Raw genomic sequence first — 13015 nt, 5'->3', positions numbered from 1 at the left:
TGCGAGATGACGCCACTTTTTAGATAAAATCAACCAGTTGCTTACACAGGTTCTTATGATCTCACCAATGAGGTAGAGGCCAGCGCCGGTGCGCTGGCAATCGATGGCGGTTTGGTGGAAATAAGGAGGCTGAGCTACAAGATCACGGTTTTATTGCCGTGTACGAAGACGCGATCGTCGATAACGCGAGCGATCGCTTGGCTGAGCACGCTTTTTTCTACGTCCCGGCCAGCTTTTGCCATATCTTGTGCGCTAAAGCTATGATCAACATGAATCACATCTTGGCCAATAATAGGGCCCTCATCCAAATCGTTGGTCACGAAATGGGCGGTCGCACCAATGATTTTGACCCCGCGCTCGAAGGCTTGATGATAGGGGCGTGCACCAATAAAGGCAGGCAAAAAGCTATGGTGAATATTAATAATGCGATGCGGATATTGGGCGACAAAATCTGGCGTTAGCACCCGCATATATTTGGCGAGAATAATATAATCAGGCTGGTGGCCTTGAATGGCCTTAATCATCGCTTGCTCGTGCTCGTCGCGACTTAATCCTTCATGGCTAACAAAGTGAAACGGGATATCAAACCGCTCGGTTAAAGGCTGTAACTTATCGTAATTCCCTACCACAGCGGCAATCTCTATATCGAGCGATCCGTCATACGCTTTCATCAAAATATCGCCGAGACAATGCGACTCTTTGGTGACCATGATCACCACACGTTTGCGACGCGAACTGACTAATTGACGCTGACTGCCGGGTGGTAATGCGTGGTCAAGATCCAATAGCAAGGTATGATCGTTGAAAATTCCCTCCAGCTCGGTGCGCATATAAAACTGACCGGTGGCGTGATCAACGTATTCGCGGTTATGAATAATATTGAGTTGGTGTTTGTAGCAAATATTGGTAATGGTAGCGATTAAGCCTTGAGCGTCAGGGCAATCCGTGAGTAGTGTTTTTCGTTCCATGCTGATACTGTGCTGCTTATTATTAAACCCTCGGTTTTACCCTGTCTGGCGGGCTAGGTCAAAGTGATTTTCGCAGTGATCTTGGCTTTCGACCCTGAATGGTTTGATCCATTTTGGGGGTTTGGCATAATGCTCTCTTTCCCCTGTGTATTTATCCAATGATCCGTAAGGTTTTCTCAGAGACGGGCGCGCTGGCTAAAGCCATTAACGGCTTCGTGCCTCGCCAACCGCAAACAGATATGGCGATCGCTGTCGATACGGCCATTCGTGAACAAGGCCAGTTAGTGGTTGAAGCGGGCACAGGAACCGGGAAAACCTATGCCTATCTGGCCCCGGTGTTGTTAAGCGGCAAAAAAGCGATTATCAGTACCGGGTCGAAAAACCTGCAAGAGCAGCTCTACCATCGCGATTTACCCTTGATGAAGTCTGCGCTGGGCTATACCGGTACCACGGCGCTACTCAAAGGCCGGGTCAATTATCTTTGTCCTGAACGTTTAGAGCGGCAAATCAGCGAGTGTCACCGCCCAGATAGTGAACCGGGACAACTGAGTCAGTTGGTCAAAATTCGTGAGTGGTCATCGTATACTGAATCAGGCGATTTGAGTGAATGCGAGGCGCTTGCCGAAGACAGTCCGCTCATTCCTGTTGTGACCTCTACCAATGATAACTGTCTGGGGAAAGACTGCCCGAGCTATGAAGATTGTTATGTAGTGAAAGCGCGGCGCCGCGCGATGGATGCCGATGTGGTGGTGGTGAATCATCATTTATTTTTGGCAGATGTCGCCATCAAAGAAACCGGCTTTGGTGAACTGATCCCAGATGCCGATGTGATGGTGTTTGATGAAGCGCATCAATTGCCCGATATCGCCAGCCAGTATTTTGGCCAGTCTTTGTCAAGCCGACAGCTTCAAGATGCCGCGAAAGATATTCATATCGCCTACCGGACCGAACTTCGTGATACCCGCCAACTGGAAAAAGTGGCCGATCGCCTCTCGCAAGCAGCGATGGATATGCGGTTAGTAATGGGGGAGCCAGGGTTTCGAGGCAATTGGCGCGAGCTTCAAGCGTCACCCGTGGTTGAAAAAGAACTGGTGCGACTGTCCGATGCCCTCGATTTAGTTCATGACGTTGTCAAGTTGTCGCTTGGGCGAAGCCAGTTATTGGATGCCGCATTTGACCGTATTACGCTGTTTAAAGCCCGATTAACGCGCCTTCGCGATACGTCGATAACCGGATATTCCTACTGGTATGAATGTACACGCCATCATTTTAGCTTGAATATTACGCCATTATCCGTAGCGGACCGTTTTCGTGAACAAATGGCCGAACAAGGCGGTGCATGGATCTTTACCTCGGCCACCTTGGCCGTAGAGGGAGATTTTGGCCACTTTAATCACCGATTAGGGATCGATGCCAAACAACAAATGACGCTGGAAAGCCCGTTTAATTATCCAGAACAAGCTCGATTGTGTGTGCCACGTCATGTCCCTGAGACCAATAGTTATCGCCGTGCGAATAAATTGGCCGCCATGCTCGGGCCGGTGATTGAACGCAACCAAGGCTGTTGCTTTTTTCTCTGCACGTCGCACCAAATGGTCCGTGAGCTCTCGGCGTTATTTCGCGAGCAGTTGTCATTGCCGGTGTTGATGCAAGGCGAAATGCCTAAACAGCGCCTATTGGCAGAATACTTGTCTTTAGGTAACGCGCTACTGGTGGCGACAGGGGCATTTTGGGAAGGCATTGATGTACGAGGCCAGGCCTTGAGTTGCGTTATCATTGATAAGTTGCCGTTTGCGTCGCCGGATGATCCTTTATTAAAAGCACGCATTGAAGACTGCAAATTGCAAGGTGGCGATCCCTTCGCTCAGGTACAAATTCCCGAAGCAGTGATCACGCTTAAACAAGGCGTGGGGCGATTGATTCGTGATCAACAAGACTATGGCGCATTGATTATCTGTGATAACCGCTTAGTCACCCGTGCCTATGGCGCGACCTTTTTACGCAGTTTACCTGCTATCCCACGGACACGGGAGCTTAACCATATTGACGATTTTTTGTCGCCCTCAGAGGCGGACAATAAAACCGTTCACTCGCATTTATCACATCAACCTATAGAGGGTTAAATGACGCTAAAAATACTTGCCGTCGATACGGCGACGGAGAATTGTTCAGTGGCACTTAGTTGTGGCGATCATGTTATTTCACGCAGTGAAATCGCCCCACGCGAACACACGAATAAGATCCTGCCGATGGTTGATGAAGTCCTGGCAGAAGCCGGCGTCGCACTCAGCCAGGTGGATGCGTTGGCGTTCGGCCGCGGGCCGGGCAGTTTTACCGGTGTACGCATTGGTATTGGTATTGCCCAAGGACTCGCTTTTGGCGCGGATTTGCCCATGATTGGCGTGTCGACGCTAGAGGCGATGGCGGCACAAAGCTACCGACTGAGCGGCGCAACCCATGTTCTCGCTGCGATTGACGCGCGGATGGGCGAGTTATATGTCGGTCAGTACCAACGCACACAAACAGGCCGTTGGCAGTGTTTAGGTGAGGAAGTGGTCGTCGCACCCGATGCGCTTTCACCTCACTCGAACCAAGGTGTTTGGACATTGGCAGGAACCGGCTGGCCTGCCTATCCTGATCTAGAGGCCCAGTTGGGATTGCAAAGCGTCAGGTCAGACGTGTTGTACCCGCAAGCGCAAGATATGATCGCGATTGCACAACACGCGTACCAGTCAGGAGAAGCGGTGGCCGCCGAGCTAGCCAGCCCCACCTATTTGCGAGATAAAGTCACGTGGAAGAAATTACCCGGGCGAGAGTAGGCCGGTAGTCGGTCGGTGAGCATAGGAAGCGAATATGGTATCGATTAACGGTGTACCGTCCCCACAGACGACCCGATCGAATCAATCCCAGCGTGCGGCAAACAAACAGAAAGCCACACGCAAGCAAACGCCGAAGACGACGCAAGTTGCCAACGCGGTTCGCCAGCGCGTTGACCCAGTGTCGGTTGCGCAAGCTGAGCAAGCGCAGCAACAGGTGCAGTATGATTTACCTGATGGTCGAGGTCGGCAGGCAATGGAATCTTACTTCGCCGTGTTAAACCAAACACGGCGAGAGGAACTGTTGAGCTTGGTTGGGGTCGATATATACGTTTAATGGCGCACAAAAGGAGCGTGTTGTATGAAACCTTATTGGCTAGTCGTTCTTGGTGCCTTGGTTTTAACCGGCTGCTCAACGTTGCCGGAGACACTCAAAGGACGCATGGATCAGCCCGTGACTGAATATCCAGTTGTGGCGAAAATGACTGAGGCGCAACGAGGCGAAGAAGTGCGCTTAGGCGGGATGATTGTCGGTGTCAACAACCGGGAGTCTGACTCGGTTGTAGAAATCGTAGCTTTACCAATCTCAGATGCGGGACGTCCCGATATTAAGGCCTCATCCCTCGGGCGTTTTAAAGCCGTTTTTGATGGGTTTGTGGAGCCTGCTGATTATGCCAAAGGGCGGCCGATTACCATTCTCGGCGACTTTGACTCACGCCAGCAAGGTATGGTCGATGCGTACGCCTATGATTACCCAGTGCTTAAGGTGAAAGGACATCAATTATGGAATATTGAGCAACAAGTGATTGATGATGACAGGCCGTATTGTTACGGGTCGTATTGTTCTCGACTTCGTATCGGTGTCGGTACCGGGCATGTGCAAAGCGTGATTACCCTTCCTTAACCCATAACGGGTCGCCATGCTATCCACACCGTTAAGTGCAAAGCTTGATGCTTTATTGGCCCAGCCCCCTGAGCAAGTGGGCCTTTGCTCGGGGTTGGTTGCCACATCTATCCCGCTTGCAGACATTCAGGTAGCGGCGGCTGTGCGTACGCCCAGCCATGGCGCACCGACATTAGTGTTCATGCACGGTTGGCAAGATAATCTCGCGAGTTTTCATTCGCTGCTTCCTTTATTGCCGCAAGATTTTGGGCTCATTCTGTTTGATTGGCCAGGACATGGTTTATCGGAACACAAACCCGGTGATTATTATTATCCGTTTTTTGACTATCTTGATGATCTGCACCAAGTGCTGAACCACTCATCGCTCTCGCTGCTCGGTCACACAGGGCCGGTGGTGCTGGTGGGTCATTCACTGGGTGGGGTGGTCGCTAGCTGTTATGCGGCCAGTTTCCCCGATAGTATTGATGCCATGGTGACCATTGAAGCGCTCGGCCCGATCGCGGAACCTGAGCAGACGGTCACTGAACGTTTTGTGAACAGCTTGAATCAACGGGCCATTTTAAGAGCAAAGGCCCCCCGTTACTTTGATTCGGCGCTTAAGGCGCTACGGTTACGCGCCTCGATAAATAAAGTGTCGCTTGAGTCACTTCTGCCTTTGGTGGCTCGAGGACTTTCGGTATGTACACAAGGCGTACGCTGGCGTCATGACCGCAAATTAGACGCAGAAGCGCTTTATCGAATGTCGCCAGCTCACAGTGAGTCGATTATTCGAGCGATCAATTGCCCAGTACTGGCGATTCGAGCGACAGATGGGTATCCTGCATTTCGCTCAACAGATGCGGCCATCCGGGCAACGTGGTTTCAACAACTCACCCTCGCTGAGCTTCCCGGAACCCATCATTGCCACCTTCAACAACCGCAACAAACTGTGTCGTTGATAACGGATTTTGTGACCAAAATTCAAACGCGCACTTAAAATGCTCGTGTAAAAATAATGTTAACGTTATGGTAGGCAGGTTAAACACTTGTTTGAATTATACCTTGCGTCGATCGAAGTGGGCAAAATAGCCGACCAGCAGAAATATAGGAGAAAGCCAGTGGAAAAGGTATGGCTTAATCGTTACCCGTCGGATGTGCCGGCGGAAATAGATCCAGATGCTCATCGCTCCCTTGTTGAAATGTTTGAACATTCTGTTCAACAGTACGCCGACCAGACTGCCTTTATTAATATGGGGCAGGTGATGACGTTTCGTAAATTGGAAGAGCGTAGCCGCGCGTTTGCGGCCTATTTGCAAAATGAGCTGAAGCTGAAAAAAGGCGATCGCGTTGCGATCATGATGCCAAACCTGCTGCAATATCCGATTGCTTTATTCGGCATTTTACGTGCCGGTTGTGTTGCTGTTAACGTCAATCCGTTATATACCCCTCGTGAGTTAGAGCACCAGCTGACGGACGCGGGAGCAAAGGCCATTGTGATTGTCAGTAACTTTGCCCATACATTAGAAAAAGTGGTCGACAATACCCCAGTCAAGCATGTGATTTTGACCAGCTTAGGCGAGCAACTACCGCGCGCCAAAGGAACCTTGGTGAACTTTGTGGTCAAATACGTGAAGAAAATGGTACCCAAGTATCATTTGCCTCATGCCACATCGATGCGCCAAACGCTGAGTCGTGGTCGCCGAATGCAATACGTTAAGCCTTTCTTGAAAGGCGATGATGTCGCTTTCCTCCAGTACACGGGTGGCACCACTGGATTGGCGAAAGGCGCTATCTTAACCCACCGCAATATGTTGGCGAATGTTTATCAAGCAAAAGGTACCTACCAGCCGGTGCTTAATGCGGGTGAAGAAGTGGTGGTAACTGCATTACCGCTTTATCACGTCTTTGCGTTGACCGTAAACTGCCTGTTGTTTATCGAGATGGGGGGGCAGAACTTACTGATTTCTAACCCGCGTGATATTCCAGGCTTTGTGAAAGAGCTACAAAAATATCCATTTACCGCGATCACCGGCGTAAATACGTTATTCAATGCCTTACTCAACAACGAAGATTTCCATGAGCTCGATTTCTCGAACCTACGCTTGACCGTGGGAGGAGGCATGGCGGTACAGCGTGCAGTGGCTGAAAATTGGAAAAAACTGACGGGTAAGCACTTACTCGAAGGATATGGGTTAACCGAATGCTCACCTTTGGTTGCCGCGTATCCGTACGATCTGCGAGACTACAATGGCTCAATTGGTTTGCCCGTGCCCTCGACTGAGGTCCGTATTGTCGATGATGAAGGTAACGATGTCGCCGATAATCAACCCGGTGAGCTTCTAGTACGTGGCCCACAGGTGATGCAAGGCTACTGGAATCGGCCTGAAGCCACACGGGAGAGCATTGATGAACATGGCTGGTTAGCGACCGGTGATGTGGTGCAGTTTGATGATGATGGTTTCTTGCACATTGTTGACCGCAAAAAAGACATGATTTTGGTATCAGGCTTCAATGTTTACCCAAATGAAGTGGAAGACGTGGTCGCTCTGCACGAAAAAGTGCTCGAGGTTGCAGCGATTGGCCAGCCTAACGAAAACTCGGGCGAGTTGGTGAAGATCTGTGTGGTGAAAAAAGATCCCTCGCTCACGCGAGATGATCTCGTTGCCCACTGTCGTAAGCATCTTACGGGCTATAAGGTACCGCGTGTGGTGGAATTTAGGGATGAATTACCTAAAACCAATGTTGGTAAGATTTTGCGTCGTGAGTTAAGAGACGAGTCTGAGGCGCCTGCGCAAAAAGCGTCGGCTTGATGCGAACCGACCCAGAAAAGGGTAAACTAGCGATAACGAATCACGAAATGCCGGCATCGCCGGCATTTTCTTTATGGGCTTTTTTGTGAACTATCAACTGATCACCTCTTCTCAACAACTCGTGGCTATATGCACGCGTCTTCGTCAGCAAGCAACCGTGATGGTCGATACCGAGTTTGTCCGCACTCGCACTTTCTATGCTCAGCTGGGCTTAGTTCAGCTTTATGACGGGGAGTGCCTCGCGCTAGTCGATCCTATCGCGATTGACGATTTATCGCCTTTGTGGGCACTGATGGCCGACGTCAGCGTGACCAAAGTACTACATGCGAGCAGTGAAGACTTAGAGGTGTTTCTACACCATGCGGGTGCGCTACCGACACCAATGATTGATACCCAAATCATGGCAGCATTTTTAGGCCATGGTGTATCGGAAGGGTTTGCAAGCTTAGTTGAGCGTTATGTCGGTGTGGCGCTGGACAAGGGCGAGTCACGCACTGACTGGTGTGCACGGCCACTGACCGACAAGCAAAAGCACTACGCCGCAGCAGATGTTTACTATTTGATGCCACTTTATCAGGCGTTGTCTGACGCCTTAGCGCAGACACCGTGGCAAGAGGCTATCGTCGAGGAGTGCGCACTGCTTTGCCTGAAAAAACAGCAGCCAAAGGCGGATGATGCTGTCTATCGAGAGATTAAATATGCTTGGCAGTTGAATCCACAACAATTGGCAGTATTGCAAGCGTTGGCAAAATGGCGAGCCAAAGAGGCACGACGTCGTGATATGGCGCTTAATTTTATCGTCAAAGAACAGCACCTTTGGAAAATGGCGCGATACGATATACGCACAGTAGAGCAAATGCAGGAACATGGGTTTGATCGCTTTGAAATTCGCTATCATGCACAAACACTGATAAAAATCGCAAAACAGGCTGACAAGGTGACTGCGGATAAATGCCCGCCAGCGCTGACACGATTGGTTGATGAACCAGGCTATAAAGCAGTGATCAAAGCAATTAAAGAAAAAGTGCAAGAAGCGGCTGATAACGCTGGATTAGCGCCAGAGTTTATTGGCTCCAAAAAACAGCTGAATCAGCTGATTACTTGGGTATGGCGAGACGATTGCCAAGAAGAGAAGCGCCCCGAGTTGGCAAAAGGATGGCGTTACACGTTAATTGGCGACGCCCTGTTAGCGATTATTCCCAAAAAGCCAACCGCCTAAACCTAAAAAGCGGTGCTCGTGCACCGCTTTCGTGTTTTTGAGAAAAAGGGGCCGTATTAGTGGTCCTTTCCTTCCTCGGGGAGCGTAACATTTAGCTCTAAAACAGACAGATCATCATCCCCTTGCTCGAGGCTAACCGATACCTGGTCTGGCGCAATATCGACATATTTCCGGATGACATCTAAGATATCCTGCTTAAGCTGAGGCAGATAGTTTGGAGCAGGGCTATCGGCACTACGACGCTCGGCAACAATAATCTGTAAACGCTCTTTCGCGATGTTGGCGGACTTTTTCTTAGTGGGCCGGAAGAATTCTAGCAATGCCACATTAGCCTCCAAATAAGCGTTTTAAGAAACCTTTACGCTCTTCCTCAATAAAGCGGAAGGGGCGCTCTTCACCCAGCAGACGAGCGATGGCATCTTCGTAGGCCTGGCCTGCGTCAGACTCTTGGTCAAGCACAACAGGCTCACCTTTGTTCGAGGCGTGTAATACCGACTGGCTTTCCGGGATCACGCCCAGCAGAGGAATACGTAGAATATCTTCAACGTCTTCGACACTTAGCATTTCGCCATTGGTCACACGTGCAGGGTTATAACGAGTGACTAATAAATGGTGTTTAACCGGCTCCTCACCGTTTTCTGCGCGGCGTGATTTAGAGTCAAGAATGCCAAGAATACGGTCAGAATCGCGTACAGATGACACTTCAGGATTGGTCGTGACAATTGCTTCATCAGCAAAATACAGCGCCATTAATGCGCCAGCCTCGATGCCCGCAGGAGAGTCGCAAATAATGTATTCAAAACCAAGCTCGTCCATGTCTTTTAAAACACGTTCAACCCCTTCTTTGGTCAGCGCATCTTTATCGCGTGTCTGAGAAGCGGGTAGAATAAACAAGTTTTCTACGCGTTTATCTTTAATCAGTGCTTGATGGAGATTCGCCTCACCATTAATGACATTAACAAAGTCGTAGACAACACGGCGTTCACATCCCATCACCAAGTCCAGGTTACGTAAACCGATATCAAAATCGATAACCGCTGTTTTTTTGCCTGTTAATGCTAATCCGGTCGCTAATGCTGCACTTGAGGTGGTTTTTCCCACGCCACCTTTGCCGGAAGTAATTACAATAATTCGTGCCATTCCTCGTCCTTATTCTGTTATAGCGTGAGGGGGTCAATCTGTAAGCTTTCTTGATTAAGCGACACCATGGCTGGCCGCTCAACATGTTCTGGTGGAATCTTATCATTCAGCCAATAGCTACCTGCCACTGACAATAATTCTGACTGAAGGTTCTGACAATAAATGCGTGCTTGTTTTTGTCCGCATGCGCCGGCAATTGCTCGGCCTCGTAGCACGCCATAAATATGAATGCTGCCATCGGCAATCACTTCTGCCCCGGCGCTAACATGATTCAAGATGACCAAATCTGCGTTTTTAGCATAAATTTGCTGGCCGGAACGAACAGGCGCGGTGACCACTTTTGCTGGCGTTTGTATCGGATCTGCGATCCGTGACTGCTTACTTGATTTAAGCACGGCCAGTCCCGAATCTAGCGCAAGTTGGCGTGTATGGTTGTGCGTGACCCCAGTCAGTCCGATAAGAATCATTCCCGTTGCCTGTAAACAGCGCTTTAACGCACTGATGTCAGGACATTGAGAAAGGCGTTGAACATCAGCCACAACGGGGGCACCTTCAAAAAAACCAGGTGCTTGAGTGACCTTCTCGGCCAGCACATCAGCCGCCGCGGCGAAGTTATCGTCAACAAGATGGAGGACGGATAGGGTGAAAGTAGAGCCTTTCAACTCCGGTTGTTTAAGCATGTGATTCGATCCCGGTTCTGTCGTTAAAACACGAGTCAGACGCGCATTATCAGACGTTGAATAGCATGGTATATTCACAGCACGGATGCGGCAAGCAAGGTTTGCTTTTCGAGTCAGATTTCTCGTTTTAATGATGTTTTTTAGCTTTATAGTGAGAAACCACCGCAAATACGTGTTTTGATACACTTTGCGGTAAAGTTTAACAAACCTTTGCCCGAGGATGACAATTTATCGCCTGTTTTATGGCATGCTCGTGAGGACTTTTGAGATGTATTGCGCAATTTATCGAAGCAAAAAGAAAGAAGGCACCTATCTTTATCTTGCAGAGAAAGATAAATTCGATGATGTGCCAGAGGCGCTGATGAACAGCTTTGGGCAACCAGAGTTCGCAATGATGATTGACTTAGACAAGCGTGAAAAGCTTGCGGTGGTCAATATCACCAAGGTAAAGCAAAGCCTGCAAGAGGAGGGGTTTTTTGTACAGCTGCCCCCACCTCCGGACGTAGCGCTGCAGGCTATTCGTAACAGAAACGAAAAACTGTAAAAGGAAGACTATGCGCAAAGGTATGATTTCAGCCTGTATGGCGGCTGCATTAATCGTTAGCCCAGTGATGGCCAAGCCAGGATTTGAACAATATGTGGCCTCATTAAAAGATGAAGCTCGTGAGGCAGGGATTAGCGATGCATTGCTCGAGCGAGCGTTTGACGGGATTGAATATCATGAACGTGCGGTAAGCTCAGATCGAAATCAACCTGAGCGGCGCCTTACTTTAGACGAGTATATTCCCCGTGCGGTACCAGACTGGAAAGTGGCGCAAGCGAAAAAGCTCTACAATCAGCATTATGACGCATTAAAAAAAGTGGGTGAACAATACCAGGTGCAACCACGTTTTATTGTTGCCCTGTGGGGCGTTGAAAGTAACTTTGGTAAGCTCCAAGGCAGTTATAATGTGATTGAGGCATTGTCGACATTGGCATTTGATGGCCGTCGAGAAGCTTTTTTCCGTAAAGAAACCATGGCAGCACTGACAATATTACAGCAAGGTCATATTGCCCCCGAAGACATGAAAGGATCATGGGCGGGAGCAATGGGGCAATCTCAGTTTATGCCCAGTTCGTTTATTAATTACGCTGTGGATGGCAACCAAGATGGTAAAAAGGATATTTGGCAAACGGAGGCCGATGTTTTTGCATCGACAGCGAATTATCTGAAACAAGCTGGTTGGGATGATACCTACACATGGGGTCGGCAAGTTCAAGTTCCAGAACAGCTTGATCGGTCTCTACTCGGTACCGGAGCAGACAAGGGCTTATTGTTAAGTGACTGGCAGACGAAAGGCGTAAGACGCATGAACGGCCAAGCGTTACCCAAGGTCGACATCAAAGCATGGCTCATTCAGCCTGATGATGAAAAGGGGAGAGCGTATTTGGTCTACAATAATTATCAAAGCTTATTGAAGTGGAACCGCTCGCATTACTTTGCTCTGGCGGTTAGTCATTTAGCCGATAGAATTAAATTTGATTGATACCCTATAACAAAAAAAGAGGCCTTGGCCTCTTTTTTCTTTTTCCTTGGTAAAAAGTTTATGCTTCTTGGCCAGGGATGAGGAAATCGTCGAGTGTTGCAGAACCACTTTCCGTCGCTTCGCGAATAACCTTAGGCATACGGCCTTGACCTGTCCATGTTTTATGTGAACCGTCATTATCAGTATATTGGTATTTAGCTGGACGTGCTGCGCGCTTTCCTGGTGTTTTCGCTTTAGTGCTGCCACCTAATAGCTTCATGAGCTCTTCTGGCTCAATGCCATCGGCCACTAACATTTCGCGGTATTTCTCTAGCTTTTCTAAACGCTCTTGTTCTTTTGCTTCTTCTTCGCGATCAATTTCTTTACGCTCTTCAACCACAGTATGTAGTTTCTCTAACGCTTCGTTTAGTTGCTCGGTTGACATCTCTTTGGCAAGAGCGCGTAAGCTACGCAGGTTGAGTAACGCTTTCATTGCATCAGACATTATTGGTTCCTGTTTAATTTATTTGTTAATAGAAGGATGATAGCAGTATAAATGAAATATACAATATTACATATATTAATACGCCACATTGTTCATTATTTGCAAGTTATTCGCAATCCTAGCGTATAGTTTTAGTGGCGTTTTGATTCTTGTGTCTAAAAAAATAGAATGCGCGTCGTTTATCATTGGCATGGAAAAGGAATAGAACGCCTGACAACGAGTCGATGATTTTTCAAACATAAATAGTTGCGATAGTGAGCACGATGTGTAGAATGCACTTCGCTTAACGTAGAGGTGCGTTGTTTATGAGTCATGCGCAAGAGGGTGATACCGATGAGGGCGCATAAAAGGAAACAATGCCGAAGCCAATCAGGTCATCACACCGATTGAGCTGGGGCTGTTACCGAATAGGAGCAGCACTGCCATAGTACTTAGAAACACACTATGGAGCGCTACTGTATGTAGGAGGCAAGTTGTTTGCCGTGTAAT

The 13015-nt window shown here is 48.8% G+C and carries 14 protein-coding genes and 1 riboswitch; of the genes, 9 read left to right on the top strand and 5 right to left on the bottom strand.

The annotated features are described in order from the left end of the window. Positions 1–134 precede the first annotated feature (134 nt). Positions 135–968, bottom strand: coding sequence for a formyltetrahydrofolate deformylase (purU, locus tag BZG75_RS00420; protein ID WP_021022444.1), 834 nt, complete (start codon positions 966–968; stop codon positions 135–137). Positions 969–1126: 158 nt separating this feature from the next. Here purU and BZG75_RS00415 point away from each other — a divergent pair, with 158 nt between their 5' ends. The 7 genes from BZG75_RS00415 to rnd all read left to right on the top strand — a co-directional run bounded on the left by BZG75_RS00415 (position 1127) and on the right by rnd (position 8696). Further along, on the top strand, positions 1127–3091 hold the full coding sequence (locus BZG75_RS00415) for an ATP-dependent DNA helicase (RefSeq protein ID WP_077575862.1): 1965 nt from the start codon (positions 1127–1129) through the stop codon (positions 3089–3091). Next, positions 3092–3787: a tRNA (adenosine(37)-N6)-threonylcarbamoyltransferase complex dimerization subunit type 1 TsaB gene (gene tsaB, locus BZG75_RS00410; protein ID WP_077575861.1), complete on the top strand. Its 696-nt coding sequence runs from the start codon at positions 3092–3094 to the stop codon at positions 3785–3787. A 34-nt stretch (positions 3788–3821) separates the two neighbouring features. Beyond that, the gene (locus tag BZG75_RS00405; RefSeq protein ID WP_021022441.1) at positions 3822–4121 is read left to right on the top strand and encodes a hypothetical protein; all 300 of its coding nucleotides are present in this window, start codon (positions 3822–3824) and stop codon (positions 4119–4121) included. Positions 4122–4145: 24 nt separating this feature from the next. Then, positions 4146–4688, top strand: a complete 543-nt coding sequence (locus tag BZG75_RS00400; RefSeq protein WP_021022440.1) for a Slp family lipoprotein — start codon at positions 4146–4148, stop codon at positions 4686–4688. 16 nt (positions 4689–4704) lie between these two features. Next, positions 4705–5664, top strand: a complete 960-nt coding sequence (locus BZG75_RS00395; protein ID WP_241824040.1) for an alpha/beta fold hydrolase — start codon at positions 4705–4707, stop codon at positions 5662–5664. A gap of 121 nt (positions 5665–5785) precedes the next feature. Beyond that, positions 5786–7477, top strand: coding sequence for a long-chain-fatty-acid--CoA ligase FadD (gene fadD, locus BZG75_RS00390; protein ID WP_077460180.1), 1692 nt, complete (start codon positions 5786–5788; stop codon positions 7475–7477). Positions 7478–7562: 85 nt separating this feature from the next. Beyond that, positions 7563–8696 carry a ribonuclease D gene (rnd, locus tag BZG75_RS00385; protein WP_077575959.1) on the top strand — a complete coding sequence of 378 codons (1134 nt, stop codon included), beginning with the start codon at positions 7563–7565 and terminating at the stop codon, positions 8694–8696. A gap of 56 nt (positions 8697–8752) precedes the next feature. Here rnd and minE read toward each other — a convergent pair whose 3' ends face one another. The 3 genes from minE to minC are packed head-to-tail and all read right to left on the bottom strand — an operon-like array spanning position 8753 to position 10516. After that, positions 8753–9022 (bottom strand): cell division topological specificity factor MinE, encoded by a 270-nt coding sequence (gene minE, locus BZG75_RS00380; protein WP_077460181.1) that lies wholly within the window; start codon positions 9020–9022, stop codon positions 8753–8755. Position 9023: 1 nt separating this feature from the next. Beyond that, a complete protein-coding gene (gene minD, locus BZG75_RS00375; RefSeq protein WP_077460182.1) occupies positions 9024–9836 on the bottom strand; it encodes a septum site-determining protein MinD in 813 nt (270 codons plus the stop codon). Positions 9837–9853: 17 nt separating this feature from the next. Further along, the gene (minC, locus tag BZG75_RS00370) at positions 9854–10516 is read right to left on the bottom strand and encodes a septum site-determining protein MinC (protein WP_077460183.1); all 663 of its coding nucleotides are present in this window, start codon (positions 10514–10516) and stop codon (positions 9854–9856) included. Between the two features lie 268 nt (positions 10517–10784). Here minC and BZG75_RS00365 point away from each other — a divergent pair, with 268 nt between their 5' ends. Both BZG75_RS00365 and BZG75_RS00360 read left to right on the top strand, forming a co-directional pair. After that, positions 10785–11060 (top strand): YcgL domain-containing protein, encoded by a 276-nt coding sequence (locus BZG75_RS00365; protein WP_021022434.1) that lies wholly within the window; start codon positions 10785–10787, stop codon positions 11058–11060. A 10-nt stretch (positions 11061–11070) separates the two neighbouring features. Next, the gene (locus tag BZG75_RS00360) at positions 11071–12042 is read left to right on the top strand and encodes a lytic murein transglycosylase (RefSeq protein WP_077575860.1); all 972 of its coding nucleotides are present in this window, start codon (positions 11071–11073) and stop codon (positions 12040–12042) included. Positions 12043–12100: 58 nt separating this feature from the next. On the opposite strand, the gene BZG75_RS00355 is transcribed toward BZG75_RS00360, so the two are convergent. Beyond that, positions 12101–12526, bottom strand: a complete 426-nt coding sequence (locus tag BZG75_RS00355; RefSeq protein ID WP_021022432.1) for an H-NS family histone-like protein — start codon at positions 12524–12526, stop codon at positions 12101–12103. A 281-nt stretch (positions 12527–12807) separates the two neighbouring features. Beyond that, positions 12808–12989, top strand: a riboswitch (Lysine riboswitch). Positions 12990–13015 lie beyond the last annotated feature (26 nt).

The organism is Salinivibrio sp. AR640, from assembly GCF_001995405.1.
GTDB classification, from domain to species: Bacteria; Pseudomonadota; Gammaproteobacteria; order Enterobacterales; family Vibrionaceae; genus Salinivibrio; species Salinivibrio costicola.
This window is presented reverse-complemented; position numbering and strand designations above follow the sequence as displayed.